16 protein-coding genes are annotated in these 15,126 nt (G+C 37.3%); 4 read left to right on the top strand and 12 right to left on the bottom strand.

Annotation, left to right across the window (positions count from 1 at the left end; genetic code table 11):
- On the top strand, positions 1-596 hold a 596-nt coding region (locus AC1M83_RS07160), incomplete at its 5' end, for an acetyl-CoA C-acyltransferase (protein ID WP_481590332.1).
- 48 nt (positions 597-644) lie between these two features.
- On the top strand, positions 645-1,424 hold the full coding sequence (gene pcaD / locus AC1M83_RS07155; RefSeq protein WP_481590331.1) for a 3-oxoadipate enol-lactonase: 780 nt from the start codon (positions 645-647) through the stop codon (positions 1,422-1,424).
- Positions 1,425-1,841: 417 nt separating this feature from the next.
- Here pcaD and AC1M83_RS07150 read toward each other — a convergent pair whose 3' ends face one another.
- The 7 genes from AC1M83_RS07150 to AC1M83_RS07120 all read right to left on the bottom strand — a co-directional run bounded on the left by AC1M83_RS07150 (position 1,842) and on the right by AC1M83_RS07120 (position 6,986).
- Entirely contained in the window at positions 1,842-1,949 is a 108-nt protein-coding gene (locus AC1M83_RS07150) for a DUF2474 family protein (protein WP_155757002.1), read from the bottom strand.
- An 11-nt stretch (positions 1,950-1,960) separates the two neighbouring features.
- On the bottom strand, positions 1,961-2,965 hold the full coding sequence (gene cydB, locus AC1M83_RS07145) for a cytochrome d ubiquinol oxidase subunit II (protein WP_180028990.1): 1,005 nt from the start codon (positions 2,963-2,965) through the stop codon (positions 1,961-1,963).
- Entirely contained in the window at positions 2,962-4,407 is a 1,446-nt protein-coding gene (locus tag AC1M83_RS07140) for a cytochrome ubiquinol oxidase subunit I (protein ID WP_180028991.1), read from the bottom strand. The genes cydB and AC1M83_RS07140 overlap by 4 nt, the downstream gene beginning before the upstream one ends.
- A 236-nt stretch (positions 4,408-4,643) precedes the next feature.
- Positions 4,644-5,057, bottom strand: coding sequence for a DUF2946 domain-containing protein (locus AC1M83_RS07135; RefSeq protein WP_092768857.1), 414 nt, complete (start codon positions 5,055-5,057; stop codon positions 4,644-4,646).
- A gap of 187 nt (positions 5,058-5,244) precedes the next feature.
- Entirely contained in the window at positions 5,245-6,138 is an 894-nt protein-coding gene (locus AC1M83_RS07130; protein WP_180028999.1) for an MBL fold metallo-hydrolase, read from the bottom strand.
- A gap of 14 nt (positions 6,139-6,152) precedes the next feature.
- Positions 6,153-6,569, bottom strand: a complete 417-nt coding sequence (locus AC1M83_RS07125) for a DUF6691 family protein (RefSeq protein ID WP_180028992.1) — start codon at positions 6,567-6,569, stop codon at positions 6,153-6,155.
- Positions 6,570-6,986, bottom strand: coding sequence for a YeeE/YedE family protein (locus AC1M83_RS07120; RefSeq protein ID WP_481590330.1), 417 nt, complete (start codon positions 6,984-6,986; stop codon positions 6,570-6,572).
- Positions 6,987-7,088: 102 nt separating this feature from the next.
- Here AC1M83_RS07120 and AC1M83_RS07115 point away from each other — a divergent pair, with 102 nt between their 5' ends.
- The gene (locus AC1M83_RS07115; protein ID WP_092768848.1) at positions 7,089-7,406 is read left to right on the top strand and encodes an ArsR/SmtB family transcription factor; all 318 of its coding nucleotides are present in this window, start codon (positions 7,089-7,091) and stop codon (positions 7,404-7,406) included.
- Between the two features lie 117 nt (positions 7,407-7,523).
- Here the strand turns inward: AC1M83_RS07115 and dsbG are convergent, their stop codons facing one another.
- Genes dsbG through dsbD form a run of 3 tightly spaced genes read right to left on the bottom strand, consistent with a single transcriptional unit; the run spans position 7,524 to position 11,082 of the window.
- Complete coding sequence (dsbG, locus tag AC1M83_RS07110) at positions 7,524-8,255, bottom strand: thiol:disulfide interchange protein DsbG (RefSeq protein ID WP_180029000.1); 732 nt, start codon at positions 8,253-8,255, stop codon at positions 7,524-7,526.
- 20 nt (positions 8,256-8,275) lie between these two features.
- Positions 8,276-9,121, bottom strand: coding sequence for a prolipoprotein diacylglyceryl transferase family protein (locus AC1M83_RS07105; protein ID WP_481590329.1), 846 nt, complete (start codon positions 9,119-9,121; stop codon positions 8,276-8,278).
- On the bottom strand, positions 9,121-11,082 hold the full coding sequence (dsbD, locus tag AC1M83_RS07100) for a protein-disulfide reductase DsbD (RefSeq protein WP_481590328.1): 1,962 nt from the start codon (positions 11,080-11,082) through the stop codon (positions 9,121-9,123). Before dsbD ends, AC1M83_RS07105 begins: the two co-directional genes overlap by 1 nt.
- 1,108 nt (positions 11,083-12,190) lie before the next feature.
- On the opposite strand from dsbD, the gene AC1M83_RS07095 reads away from it, so the two are divergent.
- Positions 12,191-13,003: a M48 family metallopeptidase gene (locus AC1M83_RS07095; RefSeq protein ID WP_180028996.1), complete on the top strand. Its 813-nt coding sequence runs from the start codon at positions 12,191-12,193 to the stop codon at positions 13,001-13,003.
- Between the two features lie 45 nt (positions 13,004-13,048).
- On the opposite strand, the gene AC1M83_RS07090 is transcribed toward AC1M83_RS07095, so the two are convergent.
- Together AC1M83_RS07090 and AC1M83_RS07085 are read right to left on the bottom strand one after the other, a co-directional pair.
- Complete coding sequence (locus AC1M83_RS07090) at positions 13,049-13,876, bottom strand: SDR family oxidoreductase (RefSeq protein ID WP_481589608.1); 828 nt, start codon at positions 13,874-13,876, stop codon at positions 13,049-13,051.
- A gap of 476 nt (positions 13,877-14,352) precedes the next feature.
- Positions 14,353-15,117 (bottom strand): lysophospholipid acyltransferase family protein, encoded by a 765-nt coding sequence (locus AC1M83_RS07085; protein WP_481590327.1) that lies wholly within the window; start codon positions 15,115-15,117, stop codon positions 14,353-14,355.
- Positions 15,118-15,126: the final 9 nt, after the last annotated feature.

Here is a 15,126-nt window from a genome sequence, read left to right as displayed (position 1 = left end):
AAATCGTGCCTGTGACTATTCCACAGCGTAAAGGTGATGCGGTTGTGGTGGCAAAAGATGAACATCCTCGTGCATCAACCACTTTAGAAGCCTTAACCAAGTTAAAACCTGTTGTAAAAACAGACGGTACAGTAACCGCAGGTAATGCATCAGGGATTAACGATGGTGCTGCTGCGATTCTGATTGCGTCTGATGCAGCTGTAGAAAAATATGGTTTAAAACCTCGTGCCAAAGTGATTGGTGCGACCACCGTTGGGGTTGAACCTCGCATTATGGGCTTTGGTCCTGCACCTGCGATTAAAAAGTTACTGGCTCAAACAGGTTTAACACTAGAGCAAATGGATGTGATTGAGCTGAACGAAGCGTTTGCAGCACAAGCATTGGCGTGTACACGTGACCTAGGTTTAGCCGACGATGATGCACGTGTAAACCCAAATGGTGGTGCAATTGCATTAGGTCATCCATTGGGTGCATCAGGTGCGCGTTTGGTGACGACTGCACTGAATCAACTTGAAGCAACTGGTGGCAAATATGCATTGTGCTCTATGTGTATCGGTGTGGGTCAAGGCATCGCTTTAATTATCGAACGTGTTTAACTATTAAAAACCCCCTCCCTTTTCTCAAGGGAGGTCGGGAGGGATTCTATGCCTACTTTTTCTTCAAATGATGCGCAAATCAATTATCAAACTTTTGGTGATTCAAGCAAACCTGCTCTTGTTTTCTCTAACTCTTTAGGGACAAATTTCAGCATGTGGCAATCACAAATTGAATTTTTTAAAGCTTCTCATTATGTGATTTGTTATGACACACGTGGTCATGGTGCATCGGACGCGCCTCAAGGTCCATATACCATTGATCAACTTGGTCAAGATGTGGTGAATTTACTCGACCATTTGAATGTTGAAAAAGCTGCATTCTGTGGTATTTCGATGGGTGGTTTGACAGGCCAATGGTTAGCGATCAATCATCCTCAACGCTTTAGTCATGTGATTGTGTGTAATACCGCCGCTAAAATTGGCAATGAAAATGCTTGGAATGATCGTGCCGTATTGGTTCGTGAACAAGGTTTAGCACCGATTGCATCAACGGCTGCAGGTCGTTGGTTTACAGATCCCTTTATCCAAAGCAACCCAGCAGTGATTGAAAAACTTTCAAACGACTTAGGAGCTGGCAGCCCTGAAGGTTATGCAAGCTGCTGTGAAGCTTTGGCTAAGGCGGATGTGCGTGAACAACTCAAACAGATTTCGATTCCTGTATTGATTATTGCAGGTCAACAAGACCCTGTGACCACTGTGGTAGATGGTCAGTTTATGCAAGCCGCGATTGCGGGTAGTCAACTTGTTGAGATTAATACTTCGCACATTTCGAATGTTGAACAACCACAGGCGTTTAACCAAGCTGTGGCTGAATTTATTCAGGCTTAAGTTCAGAACAACTTAAACCTGAACTCAGGAAACATCACTTGTCACGGGTGACTCATCTTGACGCTTTGCCAGATTGCTCCACCAGTCTGGCTTTTTTTTCACAGTAATTAGACCATGAACAACGACAATTAAATATCAGTCTCGTGATTCCTTAAAACGGCGATAGTTATGTCATAAGTGATTGAAACGATGTCACTCATCATTCTCAAAGATTCAGATGATTCTTCTAATTTTATCTTAAATCAATTGTTTAAGTAAATTTTTAAAGCGTTGGTTTAGAAGCTAAAATCCGCTTAATTGTGCCTATATCATAGTTTCTATTACCCAATTATGATCAACAACGATTAGTCGTTAGTATTTAAATTAAAAACCCATCACCTAGATGATGGGTTAATTGTTGATGTCTAAAGATTTAGATTAATACGCCCACTGGATGAGCAATCGAAATAGACCAGCAATCAATAATAGACTTAAAAAACCACCGAGCCATAAAACAATAAACCACCCTGCTTGATTCAGTTTCATTATCATTCTCCTCAGTGGTAACCTTCGTCACCAACACGGACCTTGTCTCTAAAGACCCAATAAGATAAAGCGGTATAAAACAATATAATTGGGATTAGAATGAGTGCACCAATGAGAGCAAATAATTGACTACTTTGAGGTGCAGCAGCTTGCCAAATCGTTACACTTGGCGGAATGATATTAGGCCATAAACTAATTAAGAAGCCCGTATACGCAAGAAATACCAAAGCCAATGTATAGATGAAAGGCGCAAACTCCTGACGACGTTTACAAGCTCTGAGCGCAAGGAAAGTAAAAATCAATACCAGTATTGGTACGGGGCTGAAATACCACATTTGTGGTTGGCTAAACCAACGCTGTGCAATATCGTCATGTACAAGGGGGGTATAAATACTGACAGCGCCAAATATTAGAAATAACGCGATCATAAGCTTCGGCATCAGACGGTACATATGATCTTGTACACGCTCATCCGTTTTAAAAATTAACCATCCACAACCGAGTGTCGCGTATAACACAACAACGCCTAAACCTGTAAAGAGTGAAAATGGAGTGAGCCAATCCAGACCACCACCCGTGAACACACCATTGGTCGTCTGAATTCCTTGAATATAAGCGCCTAAAATCACACCTTGTAAAAATGAAGCTAAAATTGAACCCCAAATAAATGCTTGGTCCCAAAGTGCCTTAGTCCGATTAGCCTTAAAACGAAACTCAAAAGCGACTCCACGAAATATAAGCGCGATCACCATTAAGGTGATGGGCATATATAATGCAGACAACACAGTCGAATAGACCAGTGGAAAAGCGGCAAATAAACCAGCTCCACCAAGTACCATCCAAGTCTCATTGCCATCCCATACGGGTGCTACAGTATTCATCATGACATCACGCTCTTGGCGATCTTTCACAAATGGAAATAAAATACCAATTCCCAAATCAAAACCATCAAGAACGACATAAATCAACACACCTAGTGCGATGATCACAATCCAAATCAATGATAAATCAATCATTTCAAATTCTCCTGATCATTCACCCTGTTTGATGCTTCAAGTTGTTGTTCATTATCAATGGTACTCATCGGGCGTTTAGACGCTCGGATCACTTCGCCATCTGAATGTGGTGTTGAATAAATAAATTCTGGTCCTTTTACCATCATTTTCAACATATAAAAGATACCGATACCAAATACGATGCAGTACACCACAACAAAAATAATTAGCGTAAGTCCAACCTGTTCCGCAGAGACAGGAGATAACGCATCTTTCGTACGCATTACGCCATAGATAATCCAAGGTTGACGTCCCACCTCTGTGGTAAACCAGCCTGCCAATAATGCAATAAAACCTGAAGGCCCCATCCACAAAGCAAACTTGTGCAACCATTTAGAATCATAGAATTTGCCTGTCTTACGTAGCCATAGACCAAATACAGCCAGTAAGATCATGAGCATGCCCATACCCACCATGATTCGGAAACTCCAAAAAACGATGGTTGAATTAGGTCGATCCTCAGGTGCGAATTCTTTTAAGCCTTTAACCTCACCATCAAGGGTATGTGTCATGATCAGGCTACCCAGATTTGGAATACCAATCGCATATTTAGTTTCTTCAGCTTCCATATCTGGAATACCAAATAGATACAACGGCATACCATGATCTTTATTGGTTTCCCAATGACCTTCGATTGCAGCTAATTTAGCAGGCTGATGTTCTAAGGTATTCAATCCATGTAAATCACCAACGAACATCTGTAGTGGAGCTAAAGCAAGGATCATCCACATTGCCATCGAGAATGACTTTTTAACTAACGCATCACGGCGTCCTTTGAGTAGATGCCATGCAGCAGTTGCGGCAACCAATAAGCCTGAAACCAAGAAAGCGGCCAGTGCCATATGCGCTAATCGATAAGGAAAGGATGGGTTAAAGACAATCGCGAACCAATCTTGAGGAACAATTATTCCATTTTCAAATGCAAAGCCTTGAGGTGTTTGCATCCAGCTGTTAGATGACAGAATCCAAAACATGGATATACATGTTCCTATTGCCACCATTAAGGTTGCAAAAAAATGCGTCTTTGGTCCAACTCGCCCCCAGCCAAACAACATGATACCGAGGAAACCAGCTTCTAAGAAAAACGCACTGAGCACTTCATACGTCAGCAATGGTCCAGTGACACTACCAGCAATACGTGAAAATTCACTCCAGTTGGTTCCAAACTGATAGCTCATCACCACGCCTGAAACGACACCCATACCAAATGAAAGTGCGAATATTTTTATCCAAAATTTAAACAGATCTCGATAAACAGGATCATTCGTTTTAAGCCAACGCCATTCGAGCACAGCCAAAAAACTTGCCAATCCAATCGAAATTGCTGGAAAGATAATGTGAAATGAAACAGTGAATGCAAATTGTATACGCGCCAATTCGAGCGCTGTTAGTCCTAGATCCATGAGGTCACCTTATCATTGAATTTTGTGGTGAATGTTGTTCTTCAATGAGTTTAAAACTACAGTCAGAATTACATTGTAGATGTCATGTATCATTCCGATAACACGCGATTTTAAATTCACTTTTTTGAGGATGAGTGAATACCGTCTGTTAGCTACAGACTGTTTAAAGATTTTTTTCATAAGATTGAACTCTAAATAAATTGATTAAGATCAAAATGATCCAAGGTTTAAATCAATTAGAGTCCAAAAGGTGGCGCTCGGCCTTGAGGCAGAAGATAGAGCTTCTGTAGAGAAAAATAGACGTGCCAAAAAGAATTGCGGTAGAAGCTCAACTTAACTTGTAAGCGATCAAAAATTTCTTTTACACCAAAATCAAATGGTAAGACGAGGTCTCCATACACAGTGCAATATTGGCATTGGTGAGTAATTTGATTATGGTCGTGATGATGTTCGTTTTCACTCAAATGGTGGACGAGATCGTGATAAGTCTCATGAACATGCTGATGGCGTTCTGGAGAAAGTAAATTATGCATAATAGACATGCATACCGGAGCGACATGAAATTTCTCCGGTAAGATCGGTTGTAAATAAACCGCTAGTTGTAATAACACCGTTGCAAATGCAATGATGAGTCCACTAGATCTTAGCAAAATTTCCTCTCAACTCTTTTCGATAAAGAGTGTTTAGAAACATAGAAAAAAAATCAAGTTAATAACCGACTAGGCTGATCAACTTTCATACTTAACTATACGCCTATTGAACTTGTTTTTAAAGCCTTTTTCAATTTTATACATAACATGTATTTATAATATCTATAAAAATTAAAGTAGCTAAATTTTATGATTTGAAAAAATTTAAAGGGATTTTCAAATAAGATACTCCATTGTGTTCAGTGGGCGGAAATTTGCCACCGTTCATATTGATTTGAATGGCTGGTAAAATGAGCTTTGGCATCCCCAATGTCGCGTCACGGCTATTGCGCATTTCCACAAAATCATTCTTTTTTGAATCAATTCGAATGTGTATATTAGATTCTTTTTGCGTTTTTATATCTGTTTGACACATATATTGATGTCGATTTTCTGGTAAATAATCGTGACATAGATATACACGCATATGATCAGGCAGTTGATAAAGCTTCTGAACTGAATCAAATAATTCTGCTGCACTGCCCCGTGGAAAATCACATCGTGCTGTACCATAGTCTGGCATAAATATAGTATCACCCACGAAAACTGCATCACCTATCACATAACTAAGACAAGCAGGTGTATGACCAGGCGTTGGAATGTTGTAGGCTTCAATTTCTCCAATTTTAAAACACTCATGATCTTTAAATAAATAATCGAATGGTTGCTGTGCGTTTATTGCCTTAATATCCAATTGATAAATTGAGCCAAATGTTTCTTGTACAATTCCAATATGATGACTCATGGCAATTTTGCCACCCAGCTTAGATTTTAAATATTGCGCAGCGGTCAAATGATCAGCATGCACATGTGTTTCTAAAATCCACTCAACCTTGTAATGCTGTTCATGTATGTATTGAATAATCTGGTCAGCATGTTCCGTCGTTGTTGTCGCAGAAGCAGCATCAAAATCTAAAACACTATCGATAATGGCACAACTTAATGTCACAGGATCAGCCACGACATAACTAAATGTATTGGTATTTTGATCAAAAAAATCTTTAATTAGCGGCTTGATTTGATCTTGAGTGGCGTCTTTCATCACTAGTTTCATAACTATGCCCCCATCCATTTACGGTGAATCAAAACTCCTATCAACATCGCAATCACAAAATAGAGTGATTGATAATGCCCTAAACCAATTAATGTTAATCCTGGTGCTGGACAGATGCCTGCGATGCCCCAGCCTATCCCAAACAAGCTAGCACCTATGATGAGCTTTTTATCAAGCTGATTGCTCTTTGGTAGATCAATAGTCTCATTGAATAGAGTTAAAGGTCTTTCACTTCTGGTTACGATCTGAAAGGGTATGAATGCCACGACAATGGCACCCATCATGACAAATGCCAAACTTGCATCCCACTCGCCAAATAAATCAAGAAAATTAAGAACTTTTTCAGGGTTCGACATTCCAGATAACATGAGCCCCACGGAAAAAAGTGAGCCAAACAAAAAAGCAAAAAGGTTTTTCATTTAGAATGCTCCTGTGACATGCCGAATTATATAAACCGTTATAAAGCCTGTCAGCATAAAACTTAGTGTTGCCACAATAGATCTTTTGGACAATCTACTTAAACCACAAATGCCATGCCCACTTGTACAGCCAGAACCTAAACGTGTTCCAAATCCAACTAAAATACCTGCCACGATCATCATGAATGGACTTGCTTCGAGTTCAATTTCAGGCTGAACCCGAATACCATAGATAAACGGTGTGATGATGAGACCCATTAAAAACCACAATGCTGGTGTTTTGAAAACTTTATGCGGATTTAGTACTTGACCGATTAAACCACTAATCCCTGCTATTCGACCATTCACATATAAGTATCCAACCACAGATAAACCGAGTAGTGCTCCACCTAAAAAAGCAATCACAAAATCATGCATAACAATTTACTTATTTACAATATATTTTTTTATATTATATAGTTTTGAAAAATAATCAAGATGCTTTAACATACGCATCCTTCTGTTTCAAAGGAACATCCAATGCCGTCTGATGTTGAATTAAATCAAATGGATTTTTCACAAGTTGATCAAGTCAGCGATCGACTTAAAGTCCTGTCGAATCCTGATCGCTTAAAGATACTTTGTATTTTAGTAGATGGTGAATTGAACGTTCAGGAAATTGAGAATCGAACTCAAATTTTTCAACCCACGCTTTCACAACAGTTAACCGTATTACGTAAAGCTGAAATGGTGGTGACTCGTCGTGAAGGTAAACAAATTTTTTATCAAGTGAGTGATCCTAAAGTCCTCACCATTATGCAAACGCTTTATCGCTTATATTGCGATCCTACTTCATAATCTTGCAATTCTTTCAGTTGTGGATATGAGACTCAAATACGATCATATTCTCCATGCAAATGACCATGTATTAAATTTTAAAGTTTTGTATTCAAGAGTACTAAAGTCCAAAAAATTCTATTTTTCAAAAACTTCTTGCAAGTCTTTTGCCATTCCTTGCATAGACTTGAACTCTCCTTGTTGATTTTTCCATACCATAGCTGGCGTGGAAAAAAATCCATATTTATCCATGAGTGACTCGTTATAGTCGATTTTTTCATGTAAAGATTTTGATATATTTTGCGTAACAACTAATCGCTCTTTACCTTTCTTTTTATTGTAGTCATTAAATACTTTAGCAGGATCACTTGAGTTAAGTATGGTGACAATCTGCCCTCGACTTTCTTCTCGAATCACACCAACTTGTATATGTCGAAGTTGAACTTTTCCCGAGTTTACCCATGGTCGTGCAGCTTCCCAAAATTGATGGCAATATGGGCAGTTAGGATCTGAAAATACATAAACAACGCGTGCTGCTGTATTTTCACCATCTTGAATCCAAGTCGACTTTTCAATGCTCTTCCATACATCATCTAATACGGCGTCTTTGACATGAGTATTTAATGCTTCAATAGAAATATTTTCACCTTGAGCATTATATAAATCACCCATAATGTAATATTTCTGATCATTAGAAATAAAAACCGTGCCTGGATGTTGGTTCATATGCCCTGCCCATCCTGTCATACCTGCTGGTGCTGGAATTTCTTTTACAAACTCAAAGCCCTCTGCTGAAATCTGCTTTTTTAAATCCGCATAACTGACGCTACTTATTAAAAATACGCTAGACAACAATATTAATTTATTTATATCTTTCATAACCTTTAGCTCTACTCAGCTGTCATTTTAATTAAATATTCTTGCAATTTTGCAGCGCTTAACTCACCCATATGTCTATCCACCAATTTACCTTTTTCATCGTAAAACAATGTAGTTGGCAAGCCAAAACTATTGCTCTGCTTGGGCATTTCCCCATTTACATCAAGTCTGACATTTTTAAAGTTGAAGCTGTGTTTTTGTAAATAGTTTTGAACCGTTGTGATATCTTCACCTTGATTGAGCATCACAAAATGAATATTGGGATGAGCCTTTTGTGCTTGAAAAAGTATTGGCATCTCTCTATGACATGGCGGGCACCAACTCGCCCACAAATTAACGACTGTAGGCTGACCCAAAAAATCTGTGAAAGACCCTTCATTCTTATTTTCACTATGATCAGTTGGGAGTATCTGAAAACTTAGATCAGGATAAAAACTTTCAACCTTGTATTGAGTTTTTATCATTACGCCAATCGCTACCCAAAATAAAAACACCCCAACTAAAATGATCTTCATTTTTGTTCGTAAGCTTCGATTGAGAATGATATAGCTTAGCCCACCGAAGAATAATCCACTCCATAAGCTAAATCCTTTATCTTGGATTTTGAGTATATCTAAAGGATTTGCAATATAAGTCTCCCAATAGAACATAACAAAGATGACTCTAGCGGCAACTGCTCCAATAATGATGCTTGTCCACACTGAATCTTTACTGATTTTGACTTGGGTATCTGTCCATTTATAGTGATGACCTAAAACATTGATCAGGATACTGATGAACAGTATCCCACTGAATAGAATCAATAAAACCCATGGAAACATGAGTGATCCAAGTTGAATCCCATCAAATGAAATCATTAATGAACCATCCCGACAGATTGTTCCTGCAATCGATTTAATAACTGTGTTGTAGTAAAAGTACCAGTCAAACGCAGATCACGTATTTCATCATGTTGCGTATTTAAAAAAATAAATGTTGGCGGACCTAAAATTTGCCATTTTTTTAACTGTTCATCTTGGCTTGGTTCAAAATGAGTGAGATCTAATTTAATTAAAACCAAATCATTGAGTTGGGCTTGAACATCTTCACGCGGAAGTACCTCTTTTTCTATCGGTTGACATGCAACACACCAATCTGCGTAAACATCAATTACTACGGCTTTACCTTGATTTGCGTTCAAAACATTTGAAAGCTGCGCGGCAGAATTGACTTTATGCCATGTATGTAATGTTTTGGCCTGCGTTACAAGTGAGTGCGTATACCCTTGCTGCACATAATTCATTCCTAAAAACATCATGCCAAGACTGAGTAATATGATGATGCTTTTAACCACTATTTTTTCGACATAAGGTCGCATTTTCCAGAGTAAATATACAGCGAATCCAAGAAGTAAAAGACCCATCAGAATTTGATAAATACTGGTTGGAATAAGTGGCCGTGCAAAATAAGTGGCCACAAGCAACATCACGAAACCAAAACAGACCTTGAGTCGATCCATCCATACCCCAGGTTTAGGTAAAAAATGCGTCCCGAAAACTGCCGCAATAAAAAGCGGCAAACCAATCCCAATGCCCAAAACAAAAAGATAAGTCGCCCCTAATAAAGGTTGGTTAATCTGTGAGACAAATATTAATGCTCCAGCCAACGGAGCACTCATGCAAGGTCCAACAATCAGTGCAGAAATCATCCCCATGAGTCCTGCACCGATCAATGTGCCCCCTTTTTGTTTTTGTTGCCAAAGATCTAAGCGTTGTAACATTCCTTGAGGTAAAGAGATTTGAAATACACCAAAAAGATTAAGGGCAAAAATAATAAACAAGAGACTAAAAATACTGATGAAGATCGGACTTTGAAACCAACGCTGAAAACTATAGCCCAGTTGAGAAACAACGAATCCCATTAACGCATAAACGATAGCCATCCCTGTGACAAAAATAAAAGCTATTACCGCGGCACGATAACCTCTGTGATTTTGCACAAGAATGCCTGATAAAATCGGAATTAAGGGCAATGAACAAGGCAAGAATGCCAACAATATTCCAAGTCCTAAAAACACCAATAAATTAAGCCATACACTTTGTTGAGAGAGCAAATTTAAAAAAAATTGATCGTTGTTCCATACACCCGAAAAACTGGCTGGCCTATTCAGATTTTCTTTAGATAAATTTGCATCTAGCGTGGATTGATCCTCACTGATTAAATTATTTTCTCCAAATTCGGTTTTATCTCGCTCAAGCGCAGTAGCGTTAAAATTTTTACGATCTGCGACTGTATTGTTATCCTTTGAAATGAGTTGTGTTTCTGTTTTTGGTGAAGCATTTTCTTGTGCATCTCGAGTATTTACAACTCCATTAGATGCTGCTGAAATTTCTTTGAGATTTAAAACTTTCTTAGCTTGTGTAGTTTGCTGCGCTGGGAATAAACCTGTGCTGTCAGTTGTTATCGTTGTTCTTTGAATCGGATAACATAAACCACTTTCAGCACATCCTTGCCATTGAATCTTAAATTCTTGATTTGGTTTGACTGGAATATTGCTGATTACATCCTGATAATGCACTTGGGTCATACCAAAGTTTGGATCATCTTTCTCTTTTGGGCGTGGTAGAGATAACTTTACAGGACCTTGAATGTCTGAAACTTTGATTTGATCATGATAGAGATAGTAACCATCTGCGATCTTCCATTTTAGTTCAGCTTGATGATGACTGACTGATACTGCCTCAAATTGAAATGCTTGATCTGGTGGTAGAAAATCTGCAAATGCAAAACTACTCACCAAAGAACCAAGCAATAAACTACCCTTAAACCAATTATTCATATTGACCGTATCAGTTCCTGTCTAGTCGTTCAAAGTTCAACGAATGAATTAAGAAAGCGTGATAAAACAAATGCCGCTTCAACGCCAATCGTCACTCGAGATCGCTCATACATTTGTACTCGCCCTAACATGAACTTTATATCGCAAAAAATCTCATTATTCCGTTGGAATTCTTTAAATATTTCTGTTGCTCACCTTGGCACAGCGTTTGTGATTGAGACTTTACTCGACCCACCAAAGAAACCCTCATTTGATTCACCGAGTACTCCACATCAAGATTAATCATTCTTTCAAAATACGATGCGATTGAATGACGAGTACTGAAAACTCAAGTTCAGGTTAAACATCTTAGAAATTGAACGAATTGATACTTATATTGACTGAAGACAAAATAAGTTTGGATGAATTTATTTTAAAGTGTTCTGTTGTATCGATTGGCTAGGATAAGCAGCATGCGCATATTAATGATGCTCAGACCTTGTCAAAAATCAAACAGGCCTTATAACACTGTGATCAAAAAAATTCGTGGTTATAAATCACATAATTAGTCCACCCAAATTTAATTAAAATACCCAACGATAATATTTGAGAAATAAATCACAAAATACACCAACTCAATGTAAGAAAAACTTCACAATATAAGAATTAATTTTAATAGCCTTGAATGGAATTCCAAAATATTTCGTTATGAGTTATTTATCAATATTCAACTAAAATAGTGAGAATTTATTCTCATATTAAATTAAATTCAAAAACAGAATCACACTCAAATATTTAAAGAAAACAAAAATAAAACATAAAATACTGATTTATATATACTATTAATTTTAATAAATATTAATCCAATCACAAATAATATAATAAAAATATAATAAAATACAAAATATATATAAATAAAATAATTTATCTAAATTACAAAATAACAAATAAAAAAATATTATTGTGACTCAAATCTCATTATAACCACCATGATATTAATTCGTTCAAATTAATAATTAAAATAATGTTTGTTTAATTAATCTAAATATTGAACAATAATTAAACACGAAATCTAGCTATTAAAAATCAAGCTAGATCTCAAATAATATCCCATCATTAAGGTGTAATTATGAAATCCTTCGCGTTTGGTATTATAAGTTCAATTGCATTAATCTCGACTGGCTGTGTTTCAACCACATCATTAGGCACTGTAGCTTCCGAACGCAAACAACTCATGATTATTCCGGAATCAGCTTGGAATAAAATTTCAAACCGTAGCTATAATAAATTTGAAAAGAAAGCGAAAACTAAGTCTTTGTATCTTGAAGATCCACGATTAAATCAAATTTTGGCACGTTTAATCCCACATGCTAATCAATATTTACGTGAAGGTCGTCAACCAATTCAATGGCGAATTAACGGTGTGCTCAGCAGCAAACCGAATGCCCAATCCTTTCAAAGTGGGCAAATTGTAGTTAATTCGGCTGTATATATGTTTGAAAACTTATCTGATGACGAGTTAGCCACCCTAATTGCGCATGAAATGGCACACATTATCCGTAATCATAGTCGTGAAAAGGCTTCTCGTTTCGCAGCAATGAATTTGGGTCTAATGGGTGCAACCATGGGAACTGGGGCTGCCATCGGGCTTGCAAGTGGTTTATCTGGTAATCAAACCAATATGTCTCATCGCCGTCATCTAGAAGAAGAAGCTGATTTGATTGGTTTAGATTTGATGGTGAGAGCGGGCTACAATCACAATGCAGCACTCTCATTTTGGGATAAATTCGAAGCTAATCTCAACAAACGTAAAATGAATAAAGATCAATCAACTTTGTTTGCAAGTCATCCGAGCAATGACCAACGTAAAGCATTCTTAACTGAACAAGTCATGCAGATCGAGATGTATCAAAAGGATGTCAACCTTACTGCATTACGATAATTTAGTGTAAATAATAAAGCCCAACACAATGTTGGGCTTTCTCATTTATGGATCAACAAATAGATCAACCATCAATTCTTCATCTGATGGTTCCACTCGATATTTTTCGAAATCAGTTTCACCTTTCTCTCTTAATATCTCTTCGTCGATCATCATACGACCCGTGATCGAACGTTTCTCACTCGTCAAGATTGCATACGCTGCATCAGCCATGATTGCTGGTGTCCGAGCCTTGCTAAATAACTCACGTCCACCGAGAGAAAACTCAATCGCTGCAGTTGCAATAATGGTTCTAGGCCACAAGGCATTAACACTTATTCCATAACGTTCGAATTCTTGATTCATTCCCATGGTCAACATACTCATGCCATATTTACTGATAGTGTAAGGAGAATGAACCGCAAACCACGATTCTTTTAAATTTAAAGGTGGAGAGAGACTAAGAATGTGTGGATTTTGACTTTGTTTTAAATAAGGCAAGGCAGCTTGACTACAGACCATAACGGCGCGAGTATTAACTTGATACATGAGATCAAAACGATTTGGATCAAGCGTTTCAACACCACTCAAATTAATCGCACCAGCATTATTAATGAGGACATCTATCCCACCAAAATGTTCAGCAGCCTGTTTCATTGCGGCTGCGACAGCATCTTGATCTCGCACATCAAGTTGGATCGCTAATGCTCTCCCACCAGCTGCTTCTATTTCTTTTGCAACAGAATGAATCGTACCACTGAGTTTCGAATGTTCAGTGCTCGTTTTTGCAGCAACCACAATATTTGCACCATCTTTTGCAGCTTTAAGTGCAATCTCACGACCGATACCTCTGCTTGCACCTGTAATGAACAGTGTTTTTCCTTGTAGTGACATAATCCCTCTGTGTTATTTTGTTTTTTGAGTTTTCAATGTACAAAAAAAAAGCACTTATGCAAAATTTCTTTATGAACCTCTAAGTCGTAGAAGCATACATTTTGCAATTACAAAATTAGAATTGTTTTGATAGCATGCTAAAAAATTTAAATAACATTCTGTTTTTATTAATTTTTAAAAAACCAACTATAGTTGCATTTTGTGCCAAAAATTCACCTTTGATTTTCAACCTTAATTTGTGTGAAATTTAAAAAGTGAAAATCGCTCTCATACGCCTATTATTATTCTGAGATAAAAAAAAGCCCAAGGAGGAGTACAATCTTTGGGCTTAGTAAACTGAATATTTACATTAAAATAATATACCTAATTGATATAAAATAGAAAGCACTAATTTATTTTTTTAATATTATTTTAAAAATATTTTTATAATCAACAATATAATTAGATTAAAAAGTATAATTTTCTAAGATTTAACTTTATCTATCTCGTATCAACTGCGTTGATGCAATATTTTCGTAAATTGTTTGCTGCAATTGATCTCTGAATTCAATCAAATCTTGTTCTGTTTTGATATTTGAGATTGATTGTCGTGGTAAAAATTTGAAATAGAATGGGACTCTTTTAGGAATAATATTTTTGGGTATTGAAGGCAAGACATCACCTTGACGGAGTATTTTTCCAATTTTAGGTACAGCTAAAAGCTTTTTAAACCACTTTTTTTCAAGCAAATAATTGGCATCAAGTGCCAAATCGAATACTTCATCACCACCTACAGCTACAAAAGGTGCAATGTCGTAGTCAAATTCTTGAGCTAACTTTAAGAATCCGTAGCGCTCTTTCCATATGAGTTGATATTCTTCCCCTTTGCGCTTTACTACCTCACGCCCACCACCTGGAAACACTAGGATAGAGTATCCTTGTTGCATTGCATCTCTGGCGTATTCTCTTAGACCCTCAATTGCACCCATTTTATGAACCATATCTTTCCAATACGGTATTTTGAAATGAATGTGATCACCTAAACTCACAATTTTAATTTTGTGCTCTGTATATAGATAATCAATCAAAATTGGCGTATCAAATACGCCATAAATTGTATGATTACCCACATACATGGCAGGTCGATCAGCATTGAGATGTTCAACACCAAGAAAGGTCGGTTTAAAATAAAAACGTTGCAACAAACTACCATATCGGATCATTTTAGAATGGTGTTGGATTTGCAATGCTTTATTTTCCATTGAACATCT

It is taken from the genome of Acinetobacter sp. 25-47-130, from assembly GCF_056779705.1.
Note: the sequence above shows the minus strand (reverse complement) of the source record. Positions and strands in the feature narration are given on the sequence as shown.